The sequence below is a fragment of the Streptomyces sp. NPDC014801 genome, assembly GCF_043082085.1.
In the GTDB taxonomy this organism is placed as follows: domain Bacteria; phylum Actinomycetota; class Actinomycetes; order Streptomycetales; family Streptomycetaceae; genus Streptomyces.
In genome coordinates this window covers 42,818-63,742 of the sequence record NZ_JBIBXG010000017.1, presented here as the reverse complement: position 1 = coordinate 63,742, position 20,925 = coordinate 42,818, and the positions used below count along the sequence as shown (strand labels likewise).

At 71.2% G+C, this 20,925-nt stretch carries 13 protein-coding genes; 8 read left to right on the top strand and 5 right to left on the bottom strand.

Annotation, left to right across the window (positions count from 1 at the left end):
• Positions 1–362: 362 nt before the first annotated feature.
• From ACF1AL_RS34935 to ACF1AL_RS34900, 8 genes are all read left to right on the top strand, one after another.
• Entirely contained in the window at positions 363–1,289 is a 927-nt protein-coding gene (locus tag ACF1AL_RS34935; protein WP_391777745.1) for a carbohydrate ABC transporter permease, read from the top strand.
• Between the two features lie 7 nt (positions 1,290–1,296).
• Positions 1,297–2,244 carry a carbohydrate ABC transporter permease gene (locus ACF1AL_RS34930; protein ID WP_391698725.1) on the top strand — a complete coding sequence of 316 codons (948 nt, stop codon included), beginning with the start codon at positions 1,297–1,299 and terminating at the stop codon, positions 2,242–2,244.
• Between the two features lie 89 nt (positions 2,245–2,333).
• Positions 2,334–3,680, top strand: coding sequence for an ABC transporter substrate-binding protein (locus ACF1AL_RS34925; protein ID WP_391698727.1), 1,347 nt, complete (start codon positions 2,334–2,336; stop codon positions 3,678–3,680).
• A gap of 95 nt (positions 3,681–3,775) precedes the next feature.
• Positions 3,776–5,818 carry a beta-galactosidase gene (locus ACF1AL_RS34920; RefSeq protein ID WP_391777746.1) on the top strand — a complete coding sequence of 681 codons (2,043 nt, stop codon included), beginning with the start codon at positions 3,776–3,778 and terminating at the stop codon, positions 5,816–5,818.
• Between the two features lie 119 nt (positions 5,819–5,937).
• Positions 5,938–7,983 carry an RICIN domain-containing protein gene (locus ACF1AL_RS34915; RefSeq protein WP_391777747.1) on the top strand — a complete coding sequence of 682 codons (2,046 nt, stop codon included), beginning with the start codon at positions 5,938–5,940 and terminating at the stop codon, positions 7,981–7,983.
• Positions 7,984–8,094: 111 nt separating this feature from the next.
• Positions 8,095–9,150 carry a glycoside hydrolase family 5 protein gene (locus ACF1AL_RS34910; protein WP_391777748.1) on the top strand — a complete coding sequence of 352 codons (1,056 nt, stop codon included), beginning with the start codon at positions 8,095–8,097 and terminating at the stop codon, positions 9,148–9,150.
• 94 nt (positions 9,151–9,244) lie between these two features.
• Positions 9,245–12,490: a family 43 glycosylhydrolase gene (locus ACF1AL_RS34905; RefSeq protein WP_391777749.1), complete on the top strand. Its 3,246-nt coding sequence runs from the start codon at positions 9,245–9,247 to the stop codon at positions 12,488–12,490.
• A gap of 264 nt (positions 12,491–12,754) precedes the next feature.
• The gene (locus ACF1AL_RS34900; protein ID WP_391777750.1) at positions 12,755–13,741 is read left to right on the top strand and encodes an Acg family FMN-binding oxidoreductase; all 987 of its coding nucleotides are present in this window, start codon (positions 12,755–12,757) and stop codon (positions 13,739–13,741) included.
• Between the two features lie 122 nt (positions 13,742–13,863).
• Here the strand turns inward: ACF1AL_RS34900 and ACF1AL_RS34895 are convergent, their stop codons facing one another.
• Genes ACF1AL_RS34895 through ACF1AL_RS34875 form a run of 5 tightly spaced genes read right to left on the bottom strand, consistent with a single transcriptional unit; the run spans position 13,864 to position 20,825 of the window.
• Positions 13,864–15,573, bottom strand: a complete 1,710-nt coding sequence (locus ACF1AL_RS34895) for an alpha-glucosidase (protein WP_391777751.1) — start codon at positions 15,571–15,573, stop codon at positions 13,864–13,866.
• On the bottom strand, positions 15,570–16,442 hold the full coding sequence (locus ACF1AL_RS34890) for a carbohydrate ABC transporter permease (RefSeq protein WP_391777752.1): 873 nt from the start codon (positions 16,440–16,442) through the stop codon (positions 15,570–15,572). The genes ACF1AL_RS34895 and ACF1AL_RS34890 overlap by 4 nt, the downstream gene beginning before the upstream one ends.
• Positions 16,442–17,383 carry a carbohydrate ABC transporter permease gene (locus tag ACF1AL_RS34885; protein WP_391777753.1) on the bottom strand — a complete coding sequence of 314 codons (942 nt, stop codon included), beginning with the start codon at positions 17,381–17,383 and terminating at the stop codon, positions 16,442–16,444. The genes ACF1AL_RS34890 and ACF1AL_RS34885 overlap by 1 nt, the downstream gene beginning before the upstream one ends.
• A 22-nt stretch (positions 17,384–17,405) precedes the next feature.
• On the bottom strand, positions 17,406–18,647 hold the full coding sequence (locus tag ACF1AL_RS34880) for an ABC transporter substrate-binding protein (RefSeq protein ID WP_391777754.1): 1,242 nt from the start codon (positions 18,645–18,647) through the stop codon (positions 17,406–17,408).
• Between the two features lie 21 nt (positions 18,648–18,668).
• A complete protein-coding gene (locus ACF1AL_RS34875) occupies positions 18,669–20,825 on the bottom strand; it encodes an alpha-galactosidase (protein WP_391777755.1) in 2,157 nt (718 codons plus the stop codon).
• Positions 20,826–20,925 lie beyond the last annotated feature (100 nt).

Sequence of the window (20,925 nt, the reverse complement as noted above, 5' to 3'; positions counted from 1 at the left end):
CGCCGCAGTCTCGCAGGCATCAGGGGATGTTTACGTAAACATAACATTGCCGGGGTCGCGCGGGACAAGTGCGTCACGACGGTCGCGAACCCTACGGCCCACGGGGGCAGGGGAGTTGAGCGCGTCGGCGACCGCCGGGAAGCCGCTGCCCTCCCGCCTGCCCCGCGCTCTCGCTCACGACCGGACCCTTGACCGGTGTCACCCGACGGGGGTAGACATGCCGCCGTCGGATGTTTACGTAAACATAACAGCGCGGAGTCGCGCCGCAACGTGACGTTCACGTACACCCCGCGGGCCTCGGGCCCTGGACCCGAGCCGGTCCACCGCCGCTTGCTCACCACCCCGAAAGTGCGAGGAACGACATGACAACGCTGCAACCGCCGGCGGCTGCCGCGCCGCAGCTGGCACCACCCCCGACCAGACGGGACCGTCGCTCCTGGGCGGGCTGGGGCTTCATCGCCCCGTTCGTGATCGTCTTCGCCCTGGTCTTCCTCGCGCCGATCGCCTACTCGCTCTACCTGAGCCTCTTCCGTGACCAGCTCATCGGCGGCACCACGTTCGTCGGCCTCGACAACTACACCGCGGCGCTGCAGGACAAGAACTTCTGGGCGGCGCTCGGCCGGGTCTCCCTCTTCCTGTGCGTCCAGGTGCCGGTCATGCTCGGCATCGCCCTGCTCGTGGCGCTCGCGCTCGACAGCGGACGCCTCTACGGCAAGAACTTCTTCCGCATCTCGATCTTCCTGCCCTACGCGGTGCCGGCCGTGGTCGCCACCCTCATGTGGGGCTTCATGTACGGCACCCGCTTCGGCCTGGTCGGCGACATCGACGACGCCTTCGGCCTGTCGCTGCCCGACCCGCTCTCCCCGGACCTGGCCCTCGCCTCCATCGGCAACATCGTCACCTGGGAGTTCGTCGGCTACAACATGCTGATCTTCTACTCGGCGCTGCGGGTCGTCCCGCAGTCCCTCTACGAGGCCGCCGAGATCGACGGAGCCGGGCAGATCCGCGTCATCACCGCCATCAAACTGCCGGCCATCCGCGGCGCCCTCGTCATCGCCACGATCTTCTCCATCATCGGCAGCTTCCAGCTCTTCAACGAGCCGAGCGTGCTGCAGAAGCTCGCCCCCAACGCCATCACCACGGACTACACCCCGAACTTCTACACGTACTCGCTGTCGTTCTCGGGCCAGCAGCAGAACTACTCCGCGACGGTCGCCCTGGTCATGGGCGTGATCACCATGATCGTCGCCTATGTCGTCCAGCTGCGCGGCATGCGCAAGGGAGCGTGAGGCAGCGATGACCGTCACCACCACCGACGCCTCGTCCGGCACCGCGACCCAGCGGCCGCGTCCCGTCAAGACCGTGCCCCGCCTGCGCTCCGCCCGCCGCCCCGCGGCCGGCCGGCCCCGGCGCAGTGTCCTGCTGACCGTGCTCACCGCCCTGGTCCTGCTCTACAGCCTGGTGCCGCTGCTCTGGCTGGTCATCAGCGCGACCAAGACCCAGGAGGGGCTGTCCCGTTCCTCCGGCCTGTGGTTCGACGGCGACTTCGCCCTGTGGGACAACATCACCGAGACGTTCACCTACGACGACGGCGTCTTCACCCGCTGGCTGCTCAACACCGTGCTCTACGTCGTGGTGGGCGCCGGCGGCGCCACCTTCCTCGCGGTGCTCGGCGGGTACGCGCTGGCCAAGTTCGCCTTCCCCGGACGCCGTGCCGTCTTCGCCGTGGTCATCGGGGCCGTCGCCGTACCGGGGACCGCGCTCGCGGTGCCGACCTTCCTGATGTTCAGCAACCTGGGTCTCACCAACACCCCGTGGGCCGTGATCATCCCCTCGCTGATCTCGCCCTTCGGCCTGTACCTGATGTGGGTCTTCGCCGGCGAGGCCATCCCGACGGAGCTGCTGGAGGCGGCCCGCATGGACGGCGCGAGCGAGATCCGCATCTTCTTCCAGGTGGCCCTGCCGCTGCTGGCACCCGGCATCGTCACCGTCTCGCTGTTCACCATGGTCGCCACCTGGAACAACTACTTCCTGCCGCTGATCATGATCAAGGATCCCGACTGGTATCCCCTGACCCTCGGGCTCAACAGCTGGAACGCGCAGGCCGCGACCGCCGGCGGCCAGCCCGTGTTCAACCTGGTCATCACCGGCTCACTGATCACCATCGTCCCGCTGATCGCCGCGTTCCTGATGCTCCAGAAGTACTGGCAGTCGGGACTCGCCGCGGGCAGCGTCAAGGAATGAGCCGCGCCCGGCCCGGCCGCTTCGCCTCTCACCTTCCCGTCCTTCGACCCTCATCCGCCGGTGCTCCGGCAAGAAGTGGAAGTACGTCCATGCGCAAGCACTCCCGCCGCCTGCTGAGCGGCATCGGCCTCCTGACCGCCCTGGCCCTCGGCGCCACCGCCTGCGGCGGCTCCGGCGACGGCGGTTCGGACGCGAAGAAGTCCGTCTCCGCGGCCGACGTCCAGGCCGCGCTGAAGAAGGGCGGCACCCTCACGGTCTGGGCGTGGGAGCCCACGCTCAAGCAGGTGGCCGCCGACTTCGAGAAGGAGCACCCGGGCGTCAAGGTCAATCTGGTCAACGCGGGCACCGGCAACGACCAGTACAAGGCGCTGCAGAACGCCATGTCCGCCAAGAAGGGCGTGCCGGACGTCGCCCAGGTCGAGTACTACGCCATGGGCCAGTACGCGCTGACCAAGCAGCTCACCGACCTCAAGGGCTTCGGCGCCGACAAGCTCTCCGCGTCCTTCTCCCCGGGCCCCTGGAACGGCGTGAAGGCCGGCGGCGACGGCATCTACGGCCTGCCGATGGACTCCGGCCCGATGGCGCTGTTCTACAACAAGAAGGTCTTCGACAAGTACAAGATCAAGGTGCCCACCACCTGGGACGAGTACGTGGCCGCGGCCCGCGCCCTGCACACCGCGGACCCGAAGGCGTACATCACCAACGACACCGGCGACGCGGGCTTCACCACCAGCATGCTGTGGCAGGCCGGTTCACGCCCCTACAAGGTCGACGGCACCAAGGTGAAGATCGACTTCGCGGACGCGGGCGCCAGGAAGTACACCGGCACCTGGCAGAAGCTCCTCGACGACAAGCTGCTCGCCCCCGTCACCAGCTGGTCCGACGCGTGGTACAAGGGCCTCGGCGACGGCACCATCGCGACCCTCGCCATCGGCGCCTGGATGCCCGCCAACCTCGCCTCCGGCGTCAAGAACGGCGCCGGCGACTGGCGCGTCGCCCCGCTGCCGCAGTGGACGGCGGGCGCCCACGCCAGTGCGGAGAACGGCGGCAGCGCCCTCACCCTGCCCGAGCTCGGCAAGAACGAGGCACTGGCCTACGCGTTCGTCGAGTACGCCAACGCCGGCAAGGGCGTCGACACCCGCGTCAAGGGCGGGGCCTTCCCGGCGACCGTCGCGCAGCTGAACTCCCCGGCCTTCCAGAACACCGCCTTCCCGTACTTCGGCGGACAGCAGGCCAACAAGATCTTCGCCGAGTCCGCCGCGAACGTCGCCGACGACTGGTCGTACCTGCCCTACCAGGTGTACGCCAACTCCATCTTCAACGACACCGTCGGCAAGGCCTACGTGTCGCACACCCAGCTGGCCGACGGCCTGAAGGCCTGGCAGGACGCCTCCGTCAAGTACGGCAGCGAGCAGGGCTTCACCGTCGAGAAGTGACCGCCGGCGAAGCAGGGCTTCACCGCGAGAAGTGACCGCCGCGCGGCGCGCCCGGCCCTCCGGGCCGCCCGCGGCCCCCTCCCGGAAGGACCACCATGATCTCCACCCTCCTGTCCCGGACGCACGGGACGGACGGTGACCGCACCCCCCGCCTCCTCTACGGCGCCGACTACAACCCCGAGCAGTGGCCCCGCTCCGTCTGGCAGGACGACGTACGCCTGATGCGCGAGGCCGGCGTCAACCTCGTGTCCGTGGGCATCTTCTCCTGGGCCCGCCTCCAGCCGGCCCCGGACACCTGGGACTTCGGCTGGCTCGACGAGGTCATGGACCTCCTCCATGAAGGCGGCATCGGGGTCGACCTGGCCACGGCCACCGCCTCCCCGCCGCCCTGGCTCACCACGGCCCACCCCGAGATCCTCCCGGTCACGTCCACCGGCGAGACCCTGTGGCCGGGAGCCCGTCAGCACTGGCGCCCCACCTCGCCCGTCTTCCGCCGCCACGCGCTGCGCCTGGTGCGGGAGCTGGCCACCCGGTACGCCGGCCACCCGGCGCTGGTCGCCTGGCACGTCAACAACGAACTGGGCTGCCACAACGTCTACGACTACTCCGACGACGCCGCCCGCGCCTTCCGCGACTGGCTGCGCGCCCGCTACGGCACCCTGGAGGCGCTCAACCACGCCTGGGGCACCGCGTTCTGGTCGCAGCGCTACACCGAGTGGGAGCAGATCCTCCCGCCGCGGCTGGCCGCCTCGCACCCCAACCCCACCCAGCAGCTGGACTTCAAGCGCTTCTCCTCCGACGCGCTGAAGGACCATCTGCGCGCCGAGCGGGAGATCCTGCGGGAGATCACCCCCGACGTCCCCGTCACCACCAACTTCATGGTGATGGGCGGCACGAAGGGCATGAACTACCCGGACTGGGCCGCGGAGATCGACTTCGTCTCCAACGACCACTACGTCCACCCGGGCCCCCAGGACCGCGACGAACTGTCCTTCTCCGCCAACCTCACCAGCGGCATCAGCGCCGGCCGGCCCTGGTTCCTGATGGAGCACTCCACCAGCGCCGTCAACTGGCAGCCCGTCAACGTGGCCAAGCGGCCCGGCGACCTGGCCCGCGACTCGCTGCTGCACGTCGCGCACGGGGCCGACGCGGTCTGCTTCTTCCAGTGGCGGCAGTCCGCGGCCGGCGCCGAGAAGTACCACTCCGCGATGGTGCCGCACGCCGGCGAGGACAGCGACCTGTTCCGCGCGGTCCGCGACCTCGGCGCCACCCTGAAGGCGCTCGCGCCCCTCGCCGGCAGCGAGCGCGAGGCCGCCCCCGTCGGCATCCTCTACGACTGGCAGTCGTGGTGGGCGAGCGAGCAGGACTCCCACCCCACCTCCCTGCTCGACTACCGGCAGGAGGCGCTCGACTGGTACTCCGCCCTCCTCGCCCTCGGCATCCGCGCCGACCTCGTCACCCCGCACGGCGACCTGCACCGCCACCAGGTGCTGATCGCCCCGGTGCTGCACGTGGTCCCGGCCGACCTCGCCAAGTCCCTCACCCGCTACACCGAGCAGGGCGGCCACCTCGTCACCACCTACTTCTCGGGCATCGTCGACGAGAACGACCACGTGTGGCTCGGCGGTTACCCGGGCGCCCTGCGCGACCTGCTCGGCATCCGCATCGAGGAGTTCGGCCCCCTGCTCGCCGGGGACGAGGTCGCCCTCGACGGCCCGGCGACCGGCACGCTGTGGACCGACCGGATCACCGTCACGGCCCCCGACACCGAGGTCCTCGCCCACTACCGCTCCGGCGCCTACCGGGGACGCCCCGCCGTCACCCGCCGCCCGACCGGCAGCGGCTCGGCCACCTACGTCTCCACCCGGCTCGGGACGCGGGGCCTCACCTCGCTCCTGCCGCGCCTGCTGGAGCCGGCCGGCGTGCACAGCGACCTGCCCGCCGAGGCACGCGGACTCGTCGAGACGACCGTGCGCCGCGGCCCCGACGCCGCCTTCCGCTTCCTCGTCAACCGCACCGACGACACGGTCACCGTGCCCGGCCTCACCGGTGACGCCTTGCTCGGCACCCTGGCCGCCGACGGCACCCTCACGCTCGCCCCCCGGGCCGTCGCCGTACTGCGCCAGCCGCTCGCCTGACCCATCCCGCCCGCTCGCCCGCGAGGACGCACGCCCCTCCTCACGGGCCATGCCCTCCTGCCCCGACACGGCGGGAGGGCCCACCTCAGCGCGACCACCCTCCAGTTGGGAGCACACCGATGGCACGCCGCACCCGCAGCAGACGGCTCACCGCCGCCGGCCTCACCGCCCTGGCCACCGCAGCCGCCCTGGTCTCCGTACCGGGTCCCGCCCGGGCCGCGGACACCCCCTCCGTCACCGTCCGGCTCGACCCCTCCTACCAGCAGCAGCCGTTCGAGGGCTGGGGCACCAGCCTGGCCTGGTTCGCCAACGTCACCGGCGGCTACCCGCCCGAGATCCGGGAGAAGCTCGCCTCCCTCCTCTTCGGCGACGACGGCCTCGGCCTGAACATCGCCCGCTACAACATCGGCGGCGGCAACGCCCCCGACGTCAAGGACTACCTGCGGGCCGGCGGCGCCGTCCAGGGCTGGTGGAAGGCCCCCGACGGCACCACCCGCGCGGACACCGACTGGTGGAGCGCCGACGACCCGGCCGACTGGAACGTCAAGGCCGACGCCACCCAGCGCTGGTGGGTCGACCGCATCAAGAACGACATCACCCACTGGGAGACCTTCAGCAACTCCCCGCCCTGGTTCATGACGGTCTCCGGCTATGTCTCCGGCGGCTTCGACGCCACCGCCGACCAGCTCAAGACCGAGTCGGTCGACGACTACGCCGCCTACCTGGCCGGCGCCACCCGGCGACTGGAGCAGGCGCACGGCATCAAGGTGAAGACCGTCGACCCCTTCAACGAGCCCAACACCCCCTACTGGGGAACCCGCCTCGGCACCGACGGCAAGCCGGTCGGCGGCCGCCAGGAGGGCGCCCACATGAGCCCCGCGATGCAGCGCAAGGTGCTGCAGGCGCTCGCACCGGCCCTGCGCACGGCGAAGACCAAGGCGCAGATCTCGGCGATGGACGAGACCAACCCCTCGACCTTCGCGCAGAACTGGAGCGCCTACACCGCCCAGGACCGCGCCCTCGTCGGCCAGATGAACGTCCACACCTACGGCACCGGACAGCGCACAGCCGTCCGCGACCTCGCCAAGGCCGCAGACAAGAAGCTCTGGATGAGCGAGGTCGAGGGCGACTGGGGCGACGGGCAGAGCTTCACGGACATGCGCCCCGGCCTCGGACTCGCCCAGCACATCGTCGACGACCTGCGGGAACTCCAGCCGCGCGCCTGGGTGTTCTGGCAGCCGGTCGAGGACTACGACAACATGAAGCCCGGCGGCGAGTCCGCCAAGGGCGGCAACTGGGGCGAGATCCAGATCCCCTTCAGCTGCACCTCCGCGGACACCCTCGCCACCTGCCCGGTCCGCACCAACACCAAGTTCGACACGGCACGCAACTTCACCCACTTCATCAAGCCCGGCGACCGCCTGATCAAGGTCGACGACACCTCCAGCGCGGCCGCCGTGTCCAAGGACGGCAAGGGCGCCTCGCTGGTGCACGTCAACAGCACCACGAGCGCGCGCAGCGTCACCCTCGACCTGACCAAGTTCCGCAGCATCAGCCGGGGCGCCACTGTGACACCCGTCGTCACCAGCGCCGACGGCAAGCTCGCCGTGCGGGACGCGGTGAAGGTCGAAGGCGGCCGTGCCACGGTCACCGTGCCCGCCCAGTCCGTGACCTCCTTCGTCGTCAAGGGTGTGTCCGGCGTCGCGCAGGACGCACCGCTGCTGCGCACCGGCCACACCTACACCCTCACCGGTGTGCAGAGCGGCAAGGCGGTCACCGTGGCCGGCAACGGCACCGGTCTCGTCATCGGCACGCCCAGCGGCTCGACCGCCCAGCAGTGGCGGCTGAGCCAGGTGGGCCCCGGCCGCGGCAGCGAGGCCCGGTACGTCCTCACCAGCGCCGTGGACGGCAAGCGCCTCGCGGTCCGCGACGACGTCCCGGTCGCCGAACCCGACACCCACCGGCGCGACGCTGCGGCCGAATGGATCGCCTCGACCACCGGCGACGGCACCTGGACGCTGATCAACGCCGCGAGCGGGCGGCTGCTGGAGGTCGGGGGACAGGCGACCGGCGAGGGCGCCGCGGTCACCACGTGGCCGCCCAACTCCGGCGCCAACCAGCGGTGGACGGTCAGGGACGTCACGGCGTCCGCCTCCGGCAGCTAGGGCAGGCCCTACCCCCCTGCCGCACCCGGGCTCGGCCGTCCGTGCGACGGCCGGGCCGCCCTCCCCGCGGCGCGCGGGGAGGGTGTCCTCGAACCGACCGAAAGGACTGGCATGCGCATGCCTACATCTCGTGGCCGTGTCATCGGCCGATGGGTGCCCCTGCTCGCGGCCGCCGCCCTCGTCGCCGGCGCCGGCACGGCCGCGACCGGCGCCCCCGCCGCCGCGGCCCCGCGGCAGAACACCTCCGACTTCCGCGGCGTCAACTGGGCCGACCCGCGGGACAACTTCGCCGACGACCCGATCGTCCTGTCCGGCCTGTCCGCGTCGGACGACTACGCCCGCACCTACGCCAAGGCCACCCGCGTGATCACGGCGTTCCGCGCCAACCTGGGCGCCGACACCGTACGGCTGCCGATCAACCCGTACACCGTCAACGGCGCCCCCTGGAAGGCGTACCGAGGAGTCATCGACGCCGCCACCCGGCAGGGCTTCAAGGTCATCATCTCCTACTGGGAGGGGACCGGCGCCCGCAAGGACGGGCTGATCGACGACGTCCCGGCCTACCGGACCATGTGGGACACCGTCGTCCACGCCTACGGCGGCAACCCGCGCGTCTACTTCGAGCCCATGAACGAGCCGCACGGCTACACCGACGCGGAGTGGGCCGACATCGCCGCGAACTGGCTGGCGACCTACCCCGAGATCCCCCGTGAGCGGGTCTTCGTCAGCGGCGCCGGCTACAACGACCACGTCACCACCGTGTGCGCCGACCCGCGCCTGCGCGGAACCCACCTGTCGCTGCACCACTACGGGTTCTGGAAGAGCTACGCCACCTACGACCAGTGGGTCGCCGACCTGAAGGAACGCATCGGCGACTGCGCCGGCCGGACCGTCGCCGACGAGTTCGGCGCCCCGATGACGACCGGCCTGGACTACGACAAGGCCGACCCGTCCGACAACTTCGTCAACTACGTGCAGGCGGTCACCGACACCTTCCGCGAGCTCGGCATGGGCAGCGTCTACTGGCCCGGCCTGCGCACCGGCGACACCTACACGCTGCAGCAGCTCGTCGGCGACCCCGAGCGGCCCTGGCTCGCCACCACCAACCGGTCCGGAGCCGACCGGCTCGCCTGGGGCTGGGGCCGCGGCAAGCCCGTCACGCGCTGACCGGCCCGCCCCACCACCCCCGCATGGAGCACCCGCCGCACCCGCCGCCCCGCGGCGGGACGCCGGCCACGACCCTCACCGGAAGGAACCGCCCATGCCCCACCCGTCCCCCCGCCCGCACCGGACCGCGCGGGCCGTCCCGGGCCTGCTGATGTCCCTGCTCGCCCTCTTCCTGACGGCCGCACCCGCCGCCGCCCGCACCCCCGACGGCCCGGTGGCGGCGACACGGTCCGACGAGGCCGCCGGCGACCGCGCGCAGGCGCGGGAGGCCGCCGCCGCCCTCACCGTCTGGGACGCCGACGACGTCCGCGGCAACCTCACCCTGCCCACCAGCGGCCTCAGCGGCGCCCGCGTCTCCTGGAAGTCGACCGACCCCCGGACCGTCACCGCCACGGGCGAAGTCCACCGCCCCGCCTACGGACAGCGCGCCCGCTCCGTGCGGCTGACCGCGACCGTCCGCGTCGGCGACGCCCAGGCCAAGCGCACCTTCGACCTGACCGTGCGGCCCCTGCCGAAGAAGGAGCCCTACCAGGGCTACCTCTTCGAGTACTTCACCGGCGAGGGCCGCTCGGACGGCGAGCAGATCCACTCCGCCGTCAGCCGCGGCAACGACCCCCTGCACTGGGACGAGCTGAACGGCGGCAAGCCCGTCCTCACCTCCACCCTCGGCGACAAGGGCGTGCGCGACCCGTTCGTCATCCGTTCCCCCGAGGGCGACAAGTTCTACCTCATCGCCACCGACCTGAAGATCTACGGCAACGGCAACTGGGACGCCGCCCAGCGCACCGGGAGCAAGTACCTGGAGGTGTGGGAGTCCACCGACCTCGTCCACTGGTCCGACCAGCGCCACGTCAAGGTCTCCGACGACACCGCCGGCAACACCTGGGCACCCGAGGCGTACTGGGACGACAGCCTCGGCTCCTACGTCGTCTTCTGGGCGTCCAAGCTGTACGACCCGGCCGACACCGCCCACAGCGGCAGCAGCTACAACCGCATGATGTACGCCACCACCCGCGACTTCCGCACGTTCTCCGCGCCGCGCGTGTGGAAGGACCCCGGCTACTCGGTGATCGACTCCACCGTCATCAAGGACGGCGGCACCTACTACCGGTTCACCAAGGACGAGCGGAACAACACCTCCTCCACCCCCTGCAGCAAGTTCGTCATCGAGGAGAAGTCCACCCGGCTGCTCGACACCGACTGGGGCTTCGTCTCGGAGTGCATCGGCAAGGGCGACGCCACCCACCCCGGCATCAACCAGGGCGAGGGCCCCACCGTCTTCAAGTCGAACACCGAGAACAAGTGGTATTTGTTCATCGACGAGTTCGGCGGCCGCGGCTACGTCCCCTTCGAGACCACCGACCTCGCCTCCGGCAAGTGGACCATGTCCACCGGCTACCAGCTGCCCGCCAGCCCCCGCCACGGCACGGTCCTGCCCGTCACCCAGGCCGAGATGGACCGGCTGCGCGGCATCCCGCAGCCCCTCACCGCGGACGCGCACGGGCTCGTCGCGTCGTACCGCCTCGGCGGCAGCGGCACGCGGGTCCTGGACGAGACCGGCCACGGCTACGACGCCGTCGTGCACGGGGACGTCACCCGCACCGCAGACGCCGCCGACTTCGGCGGCACCGACGGCCATGTCGCCCTGCCGGACAACCTGATGAACGGCCTGGACGCCGTCACGGTCTCCACGGAGGTGAAGATCGACCCCGGTCAGGCCACGCCCTACTGGCTGTGGGGCCTGGGCAACACCGCGGGCGGCAGCGGCAACGGCTACCTCTTCACGACCGGCGACGGCTACCGGACCTCCCTGACGGCCGGGAACTGGAGCACGGAACAGACCGCGGGCACCCGGAACCTGCCCCGCGGCAGCTGGCACACCCTCACCTACACCCTCGGCGGCTCGACGGCCCGCCTCTACCTCGACGGCACCGAGGTCGCCCGCAACGACGCCGTCACCCTCCGCCCCGGCGACATCGGCGGCGGCCGGACCACCGCCAACGACCTCGGCCGCTCCCTGTACGCGAGCGACCAGTACTTCAAGGGGTCGATGCGCTCCTTCTCGCTCTGGAACCGCGCTCTGAGCGCCGACGAGGTGCGCGAACTGCCCGGCAACCGCACCGAGATCACCTCGGTCGACCTGGCTGCGCTGAAGGTCCCCGCGGTGATCGACTCGGCCGCCTCCACGGTGCTCCTGCCGGTCAAGCCCGGCACCGACCTACGGCGCCTCGCGCCGCGGTTCGGCGTGGCCGGAACCAGCCGGGTGGAGCCGGCGAACGGCAGCGTCCACGACTTCACGTCCCCCGTGAGCTACCGGGTCCGGGCGGCCGACCACACCGTGCGCACCTGGACCGTACGCGCCGAGGTGATGGGCAGCCCGTCGCTGCCCGGCTACAACGCCGACCCGAACATCGTGCGGTTCGGTGACACCTACTACATCTACGCGACGAGCGACGGCTACCCGGGCTGGAGCGGCACCACGTTCCGGACCTGGTCCAGCAAGGACCTCGTGTACTGGACCGAGCACCCGGTCATCCTCGACCTGGGACCCGACGTCGCATGGGCGGACAGCCGGGCCTGGGCCCCCGCCGCGACCGAGAAGGACGGCAAGTACTACCTGTACTTCTGCGCCGACGCCAAGATCGGCGTGGCCGTCTCGGACAAGCCGACGGGACCCTTCACCGACTCGGGCAAGCCCCTCGTCGCCGCCAACCCCGACGGCGGCCAGGCCATCGACCCCGCCGTCTTCACCGACGACGACGGGCAGTCCTACCTCTACTGGGGCAACGGCAACGCCTACGTCGTCCCGCTCAACCCCGACATGACCTCCTACGACCCGGCGAGGATCAAGCGCCTGACGGGCCTGGACGGCTTCCGCGAGGGCCTGTTCCCGCACAAGCGCAACGGCGTCTACTACCTGAGCTGGTCCATCGACGACACCCGCAGCGAGGACTACCGCGTCGGGTACGCCACCGGCACCAGCCCGCTCATGGACGGGCTGCGCAACCACGGCGTGATCCTGTCCAAGGACCCCGCGCGCGGCATCCTGGGCACCGGCCACCATTCGGTGATCCAGGTCCCCGGCACGGACGACTGGTACATCGCCTACCACCGCTTCGCGATCCCGGGCGGCGACGGCACCCACCGGGAAGTCACCATCGACCGGCTGCGTTACACCGCGGACGGGCTCATCCAGCCGGTCGTCCCCACCCTGACCGGCATCGAGCCGGTCACGCCCGCGCTCAGTACGGCAGAGGGCGCCCGGACGGCGTGCGCAGGTCGAGCGGGGCAGGCCGGCGGGGACCGGGGTGAGACTTGCTCAGCTGCACGCGCTTCATGACCGCCACCTCCGCTCTCGCACGCGGTGGCCCGCGTGCCCGTGAGCGGTTTCTGCCCAGTAACCCCGCCCGTCACGCCCACCCGTGACGCCGGACCGCTCCCGGGCCCGCATCCCGAGGCCGGCCGACGGGTCCCGCCGCAGGGGCCGGTCGGCCCCTCGGCCGGGACCCGTCGGCCCTGGCCACCGTGCCGCTGTGCCCCGAAGCTGGACTGAGACCGCTGAAGCGCTACGGCCGTACGTGAGCCACGTGAGCGGAGAAAACCGATGACCGTGCAGCGACCCGACCAGGCCACCGTGACCGCACTGGTGAGCGCCTCCACCACGGCGCCGTCCCTGCACAACACCCAGCCGTGGCGCTTCCGTTACCTCACCGACAGCCACACCGTGGAACTGCGCGGCGACGCCGAGCGCACCGTCCCACGCCTCGACCCCGACCGACGGTCCCTGCACCTCGGCTGCGGCGCCGCCCTGTTCAACCTCCGTGTCGCCGCGGCCCACGCCGGCTGGACCACCGACGTGCGGCCTCTGCCCGACCCCGGCGATCCGCACCTCCTGGCCGCCGTGCGGCTGGGCCGCGGCGAACCGCCCGACGCCGGCCTGGCCCGGTTGTACGAGGCGATTCCCCGCCGCCACACCAGCCGGTACCCGTTCGACGACCGGCCGGTCCCCGAGGAGGTGCGGGCCGGACTCCAGCAGGCCGCCGCGCAGGAAGGCGCCGCCCTGGTCTTCCCCCACGCCTGGCACGTCGCCGCGCTGCTCGACCACGTCCGGGACGCCGAGGGCCGCGACCTGCACGATCCGCAGCGGGTGGCCGACGTGCGCCGATGGATGCGCATCGGAGCCGAGGTGGAGGGCAGCACCGACGGCATACCCGACGTCGCGTTCGGTCCGCGCAGGAGCGGCGGACGCGCGCCGGTGCGCGACTTCGCAGGACGCGAGAGCGTGCCGGACCGGCCCACGGCCGTCTTCGAGACCGTGCCCCACCTGGCACTGCTGGGCACCACCGACGACCGGCCGGCCGACTGGCTGCGCGCCGGCCAGGCGCTCGAACGGGTGCTGCTGCTGGCGACCCTGCACGGCCTCGCCACCTCGCTGACGTCCCACTCCCTCGAACGGCGCGATCTGCGCGAACTGGCCCGCGACCCCGGCTCGGCCATGGGATTCGTCCACATGGTGCTCCGTCTCGGCTACGGCCGGCCGGGCCCGGTGACGCCGCGCCGCCCCGTCGCCGAGGTGCTGGAGGTGCTCTAGGCCTTCAGCGCCGCCGGGGAGAGCAGATCTGCCTGCCCGCACGGCAGCCACTCGCCCCCCGGCCCCGCGTGGCGCGCCCTCGCCTGTGACGACGGTCCGGGCACGCCGGTCGCCGGCCCGCCTCAGCGGTCCCGTTTGCGGTGGATCCGGGCTTCCCACGGTTCCAAGGTCAGCTCGGCCGTCAGGGGCCCGGCGCCCGGGACGTTGCCGAGGACGAGGTCGGCGTTCTCCCAGTCGGCGGGGAGGACGACGGGCGCGGGGTCGCCGGTGAAGTTGCCGAGGACGAGGAGTTCCGTGTCGCCGTGCCGACGGGTGAAGGCGTACACGCGGTCGTCGTCGTGCAGGAGCGGGGTGAAGCCGCCGTGCGCGACGGCCGGTTCGGTGTGGCGCAGCGCGATCAGGCGCCGGTAGTAGTGGTAGACGGACCCGCTGTCGGCGGTCGCCTGCGCGGCGTTGATCTCCCGGTGGCCGGGGTGGACGGGGATCCAGGGCTCGCCCGTGGTGAAGCCGGCGTGCCGGCTGTCGTCCCACTGCATGGGGGTGCGGGCGTTGTCGCGGCCCATGGCCCGCAGTCCGGCCAGGACCCGTTCCGGGTCCTCCCCGGCGGCGACGGCGTGGGCGTAGTGGTTGAGCGACTCGATGTCGCGGAAGTCGTCGATCGAGGTGAACGGGGCGTTGGTCATGCCCAGTTCCTCGCCCTGGTAGATGTAGGGGGTGCCGCGGTGCAGGTGCAGGACGGTGGCCAGCATGGTCGCCGACCGCACCCGGTGGCGGGGGCTGTCGTCGCCGAAGCGGGAGACGACGCGGGGCTGGTCGTGGTTGTTCCAGTAGAGGCTGTTCCAGCCGGTGTCGCTGAGGCCGGCCTGCCAGCGGCCGAGGGAGGCCTTGAGGTCGCGCAGCCGCAGCGGCCGCACGTCGAACTTGCCGTTGCCCTGGTCCAGCCCGACGTGTTCGAACTGGAAGACCATGTCGACCTCCGCCCGGGCGGGGTCGGTGAACAGCCGGGCCTCCTCCACCGTCACCCCGGGCATCTCGCCGACGGTCAGGAGCCGGTCGCCGCGGCCGGCGAAGACCTCGCGGTGCATCTCCCGGAGGAACTCGTGGATGCGGGGGCCGCAGACGTAGAACGGCGAGCCGTCCCCGTACCGGCTGCCCTCGGGCACATGGCCGTCCGGCAGCGCGGGGTCCTTGGAGACGAGGTTGATCACGTCCATGCGGAAGCCGTCCACGCCCCGGTCGAGCCACCAGCGCATCATGGCGTACACCGCCTGACGCACCTCGGGGTTCTCCCAGTTGAGGTCGGGCTGCTTGCGGGAGAACAGGTGCAGGTAGTACTCGCCGCTGCGGGCGTCGTACTCCCAGGCCGGGCCGGAGAAGAACGAGCCCCAGTTGTTCGGTTCGGCACCGGGCGTGCCGGGTTCCATGCCGGGACGCGCGGGACGCCACCAGTACCAGTCGCGCCGGGGGCTGTCCGGGCCGCTGCGGGCCTCGGTGAACCAGGGGTGCTCGTCGGAGGTGTGGTTGACCACCAGGTCCATGATCAGCTTCATGCCGCGGTCGTGCACCGCCGCCAGCAGCTTGTCGAAGTCCTCGAAGGTGCCGAAGACCGGGTCGATGTCCTGGTAGTCGCTGATGTCGTAGCCGTTGTCGTCCTGCGGGGAGGGATAGACCGGCGACAGCCACAGGACGTCGACGCCGAGGTCGGCGAGGTAGTCCAGGCGGTCGGTGATGCCGGGCAGGTCACCGATGCCGTCCCCGTTGCTGTCGGCGAAGCTGCGGGGGTAGATCTGGTAGACGACGGCGGACGTCCACCAGGGGTGGGTGGTGGTCACTTCAGGGAACCTCGCATCACTCCGGAGATCACCCAGCGCTGGGCGAAGACGTACACGATGAGAACGGGCGCCAGGGCCATCAGATACGAGGCGAAGGCGACCGTGTAGTCGGTGTCGAACTGGCCCTGGAAGATGAACTGGGCCAGCGGCAGGGTCTGCGCGGAGGGGTCGGACAGGACGACGAGCGGGAGCAGGAAGTCGTTCCAGGCCCACAGGCAGGTGAGGATGCCGACGGTGGCGTTCATCGGGGCGAGCAGCGGGAAGATCACCCGCCAGAAGATCGTCCAGGTGCCGGCGCCGTCGGTGCGCGCCGCCTCCTCCAGCTCCTTCGGCACCGACCGCAGGAAACCGACGTAGAGGAAGATGTTGAAGGCCAGTCCGTAGACGACGTACAGCAGGATCAGGCCGGCCTGGTTGTCCAGGCCCAGCAGGGCGGTCTGCTTGACGACCGGGAGCATGATGATCGGGAACGGCACGAACAGGGCCGAGACGAAGTAGTAGTACAGGCCCTTGAAGAACCGGCGGTGCATGTTGCGGGCGATCGCATAGGCCACCAGCGAGTTGGTCAGCAAAGTGAGGACCACGGCGCCGACGGTGATCAGCGCGCTGTTCATCAGGGCCGAGGGGAAGTCCGTCAGCTTCCAGGCGTCCAAGAAGTTCGACCAGCGGATCCGGTGCGGCAGGCCCAGGCCGGAGCCGCCCAGCTGGTCGGGCGTCTTCAGGGCGGTGACGACCGTGAAGTACAGCGGGACGAGGACCGTGAGGGACAGCACGGCCATCAGAGCCGTCAGCCACCGGTTGACGCGGGGGCGGCCCGGCCGGGGGCGCGCCGGGGTCCGGGGGGCGGTACGGGGCACGGTGGCGGACATCAGATGCTCCCCTCGCGGCGCTGCAGGATCCGTAGCTGGAAGACCGAGACGGCGACGATGCACAGGAAGAACACCACGGCGTCGGCCGTCTGGTAGGCGTACTCGCCGCCGGCGAGGCCGCCGGTGTAGATGAGGTAGGCGACGGACGTGGTGGAGGTTCCCGGGCCGCCCTGCGTGAGGGCGGCGATGTGGTCGAAGACCTGCAGGAAGTTGCGCATCGACAGGACCATGTTGATGGTCACGAACGGCCCGATGAGCGGCAGGGTGACGGACCGGAAGCGTTGCCAGGCGCCGGCGCCGTCGAGGGTGGCGGCCTCGTACAGGTCCTCGGGCACGGTCTGCAGACCGGCCAGATAGATGATGACGTTGAAGGCGGCGGCCTGCCACACGGCGAGCACCACCACGCCGACCCACGCCAGGTCCGGGTCGGCGAGGATGCTGGTGCTCAGCGCCCCGATGCCCAGCTTCTGCCCGATGTAGGGCAGGGAGTTGGAGAAGAAGTAGTTGAAGACGTATCCAACGACCAGGATGGCCAGCACGTTCGGGACGAAGAACACGCCGCGCAGGGTGGTGCGGAAACGGATCCTGCCGTTGAGCCCGAGGGCGACGGCCAGCGCGAGGAGGTTCGTCGCCACGGTGGCGACGGCGGCGAAGCGGAACGTGAAGAGGTAGCTGTCCCAGACGCGGTCGTCCTGGAAGAGGTGGAGGTAGTTGTCCAGTCCGATGAAGTGGTAGCGGCCGTAGCCGGCGTAGTCGGTGAGGCTGTAGTACACGCCCTGCAGCACCGGGACGGTGTGGAACAGCAGGAACAGGGCGAGCGCCGGCAGCACCATCAGGTAGAACGCGCCGCCTGCGCCGCGCGGTCGGGACGGCCGGCGGGTGCGCCGCCGTCTGCCGGGGCGGGTGGCGGGGGAGTCGGGTGGAGCGGTCAGTGTGGTCATCGTCTTCCTCCTTCGCCGGCCGTCACGACCGGCGCTCGACGGCCTTCGTGTACTCGCGGTCGAGGGTCCGCAGGAACGCGGCCCGGTCCCCGTCGATGAGGAACTGCTGGACGATCGCCTCGAGCAGGACGGCCTTGGGGATCCGGTGGTCGACGAATCCGGTGATGCGGTTGCGGGTGACGTAGGGCAGCAGCGGCCTGAGTGCCGGGTCGGAGGGGGCGGTGCCCTCCAGCGGGGGGATGGCGCTCTGTTCCGCGGCGTACGCGGCGACCACGTCGGGCCGCATCAGGTAGTCGAGGAACTCCATCGACTCCTTGGGGTGCTTGGGGTGGCGGCCCATGGTGAGCGCCACGTCCACGCCCGACACGAGCCGGGTCGCGCCGGGGTCGTTCCCTGCGGGCAGGGGGGACAGGCCGATGTCGAACGCGGGCTGGTACGCCTTGATCGGCGGCAGGGCGTAGCTGCCCTGGACGTACATGGCCGCCCGCCCCTTGGCGAAGGCCTCGTTCGCGGCGTTGTAGTCGCGGGAGAAGGTGTCCTTCTGGGTGTAGCGGTACAGCTGCGTGAGCTTGCGGGCGGTCTCGGGGTACTGCCGGGCGAAGCTCGTGCGGCCCTGCGCGCGGGCGGTCCAGAAGTCGCCGGGCGTGAGGTTGGCGGCGAGCTGGTTGAACGGGGGCAGCGAGGTCCAGGCGTCCTTCAGGGAGCCGTAGAAGGGGGTGACGCCGGCCTTCTTGAAGGTCTCGGCGGCGGCGATCAGGTCGTTCCAGGTCGTGGGGACGGCGACGTGGTACTTCGCGAACAGGGCCTTGTTGTACAGCACTCCGCTCGCGTTGGAGGCGAAGGGCAGTCCGTTGAGTTCGCCCTTGCCGCCGCTGCCTAGGTCCCTGAGGATCTTCTTCACGCCGGGCAGGACGCGCGCCGCGGCGCGGCTGCGGGAGAAGTCGTAGAACACCCCGGCCGAGGCCAGCTCGCCGAAGGTGCTGTTGCCGTTGAGGGAGATGACGTCGGGGACGTCGTCCTTCACCAGCCGGGTGCGGATGGCGGTCTCCGGCGATGGGACGTGGTGCTGGGCGACCCGGATGCCGGGGTGTTCGGCCTCGAAGCCGGCGATGAGCCGGTCGAAGGTGCCGACGGCCTCCGGTTTGAACTGGAAGAAGTCCAAGGTCACCGTGTGCCCGCCCGTGGACGGTGGGCTGCCGCAGGCGCTGAGCAGCACGGTGGCCAGACAGACGGCGAGGACGCCTCTGCCGCGTGCGCGGATCATGGGGTGCTCCCGGGGTGGCGGTCAGATACGGCGGGCTTCGACGAGGACGGCCCGCTCCGGGTACTGGGCGGGGGCCTGCACGCCGGCGGTCGTCAGGACGTGGCCGGGCAGTTCCACCCCGTCGCCCCGCCACCAGGGGAGGGCGAAGCCGGTGGGGCCCTCGGGGCGGTCCCCGGGGGCGAGCGGGGCGAGGCGGTACAGCGCGTCCGGGTCGAGGCCGGGCAGGCGGACGCGGCCGGGCGGGGACTGCACGCTGGTCGCCGTCTGCACGAGGGCGTAGACCGCGCGGGAGCGGTCGGGCGCGACGACTCCGTGCAGCCACAGCGCCGGATCGTGGTGGTCGGCGCGCACGACGGTGCCGGTGTGCAGCAGGGGCCGCAGCCGCTTGTACGCCGCCACCCACTCCGCGAGGCGGGCGCGCTCGGCGGGCGAGGCGAGGGTGAGGTCCCACTCGATGCCGAAGTGCCCGAACAGGGCTGTCGCGGCACGGAAGTCGAGGGTGTGGGCCCGTCCGGTGGTGTGGGCGACGGGGGAGGCGACATGGGAGCCGAGCAGCTCGGGCGGCAGCAGCAGACCGGTCCAGCGCTGGATCTGCTGGCGTTCCAGCGCGTCGATGCAGTCGCTGGTCCACACCCGGTCGGTGCGCTCCAGGATGCCGAGGTCGATCCGCCCGCCCCCGGAGGAGCAGGACTCGATCTCCAACTCCGGGTGCCGAGCGCGCAGTTCGTCGATGAGGCGGTACACGGCGGCGGTCTGGGCGTGCACCCCGGCCGTGCCGCGCGGACCGTGCCCCGCCTCGACCAGGTCCCGGTTGTGGTCCCACTTGATGTAGCCGATGCCGTACTCGGTGACGAGGGAGTCCAGGCGCTGAAGGAGATACGCGTACGCCTCCGCGTGCCCGAGGTCGAGGACCTGCTGGTGGCGCGCGGCCGGCGGCGTACGGCCCCCGGTGGCCATGATCCACTCGGGGTGGGCGCGGGCGAGGTCGGAGTCCGGGTTGACCATCTCCGGCTCGAACCAGAGGCCGAACTGCATGCCGAGCGCGTGCACATGGTCCACGAGCGGATGCAGCCCGTCCGGCCACACGTCCTTGTCGACGTACCAGTCGCCGAGCCCGGCGGTGTCGTCCCTGCGCCCCTGGAACCAGCCGTCGTCCAGGACGAACCGCTCCGCGCCCACCTCGGCCGCGGCGTCGGCGAGCGCCTTCAGCTTGTCCTGGTCGTGCCGGAAGTAGACGGCCTCCCAGGTGTTGAGGGTGACCGGCCGCGGCGAGCGCGGATGGTGCGTACGGCTGCGCAGATAGCCGTGGAAGCGCCCGGCCAGCTCGTCGAGTCCGCTGCCGTACGAGCCGTAGATCCAGGGCGAGGTGTACGACCGGCCGGTGGCGAGCCGTACTTCGCCGGGCAGCAGGCTCTCGCCGCCGCCGAGCAGCCGCACGCCCGCGGGAGTGCGTTCGGCCAGGGAGCGGTGGTTGCCGCTCCAGGCCACGTGCAGTCCCCACACCTCGCCGGTGCGGAACCCGAAGCCGCTCTCGCCCGCGACGTGCACGAGCGTGGCGTCGATGCCGGTGCGGCCGCGCCAGTTCTCCCGCAGATGGGTGCCGAGCGTGAACTCGTGCCGCTGCGGCGCCCGTTCGCGAAGGTGACGGCCGGTCAGGTCGAGCAGTTCGGTGGCCTGGCCGGGCACCGGCAGGGTCAGGAGCAGGCCGTCCAGGGTGTAGGGGCGCTCGCCGGTGTTGGTGAGGGCGGCCCGCTGCCGTACCAGACCGGACCCGGTGACCTCGATCTCCAGCGTCAGCGCGAGGTCCGCCCGCTCGTCGGCGGCGTCCACGGCCAGGCGGTGCGCCACCGGGCCGTCGCCGGCTTCCGGGCGTACCGAGCGCACGGCGAACGCGGGGGAGAAGTCCTCCCCGTCCCGGTGCCCGGTCAGTCCCGGGGTACCGAGCCAGCCGGCGGACAGCTGGGGCAGCACGCTGACGGGCACCGGCTCGTCGAGCGAGCACGACATGACCTGCGCCGCGTCGGCGAGGACCAGGCAGGCCAGGGCCTCGCCGGACAGGTCGCCGAGGTCCGCGCCCCAGTGGACGACCCGGGGCAGCACCTCGCCGGTGCAGTCCAGGACCAGGCTCATGCCGGCGGCGCGGAAATGGAGGAAGTCGTCATGAAGACGCTCGGCCATACGGGATCCCTTGAGCGGAGTGGAAAGTCCCGGCCCTGACGGCAGGGCGGGGAGACGAGCCGTTCGACTCGCTGAAACTTTCGGCGCGGAAGTGTTCCGG

What these genes read in the sequence shown, in the direction of transcription:
- ACF1AL_RS34880 (WP_391777754.1), bottom strand. Translation starts at nt 18,647, where the DNA reads ATGATCCGCGCACGCGGCAGAGGCGTCCTCGCCGTCTGTCTGGCCACC.
- ACF1AL_RS34915 (WP_391777747.1), top strand. Translation starts at nt 5,938, where the DNA reads ATGGCACGCCGCACCCGCAGCAGACGGCTCACCGCCGCCGGCCTCACC.
- ACF1AL_RS34885 (WP_391777753.1), bottom strand. Translation starts at nt 17,383, where the DNA reads ATGACCACACTGACCGCTCCACCCGACTCCCCCGCCACCCGCCCCGGC.
- ACF1AL_RS34910 (WP_391777748.1), top strand. Translation starts at nt 8,095, where the DNA reads ATGCGCATGCCTACATCTCGTGGCCGTGTCATCGGCCGATGGGTGCCC.
- ACF1AL_RS34900 (WP_391777750.1), top strand. Translation starts at nt 12,755, where the DNA reads ATGACCGTGCAGCGACCCGACCAGGCCACCGTGACCGCACTGGTGAGC.
- ACF1AL_RS34925 (WP_391698727.1), top strand. Translation starts at nt 2,334, where the DNA reads ATGCGCAAGCACTCCCGCCGCCTGCTGAGCGGCATCGGCCTCCTGACC.
- ACF1AL_RS34905 (WP_391777749.1), top strand. Translation starts at nt 9,245, where the DNA reads ATGCCCCACCCGTCCCCCCGCCCGCACCGGACCGCGCGGGCCGTCCCG.
- ACF1AL_RS34920 (WP_391777746.1), top strand. Translation starts at nt 3,776, where the DNA reads ATGATCTCCACCCTCCTGTCCCGGACGCACGGGACGGACGGTGACCGC.
- ACF1AL_RS34930 (WP_391698725.1), top strand. Translation starts at nt 1,297, where the DNA reads ATGACCGTCACCACCACCGACGCCTCGTCCGGCACCGCGACCCAGCGG.
- ACF1AL_RS34875 (WP_391777755.1), bottom strand. Translation starts at nt 20,825, where the DNA reads ATGGCCGAGCGTCTTCATGACGACTTCCTCCATTTCCGCGCCGCCGGC.
- ACF1AL_RS34890 (WP_391777752.1), bottom strand. Translation starts at nt 16,442, where the DNA reads ATGTCCGCCACCGTGCCCCGTACCGCCCCCCGGACCCCGGCGCGCCCC.
- ACF1AL_RS34935 (WP_391777745.1), top strand. Translation starts at nt 363, where the DNA reads ATGACAACGCTGCAACCGCCGGCGGCTGCCGCGCCGCAGCTGGCACCA.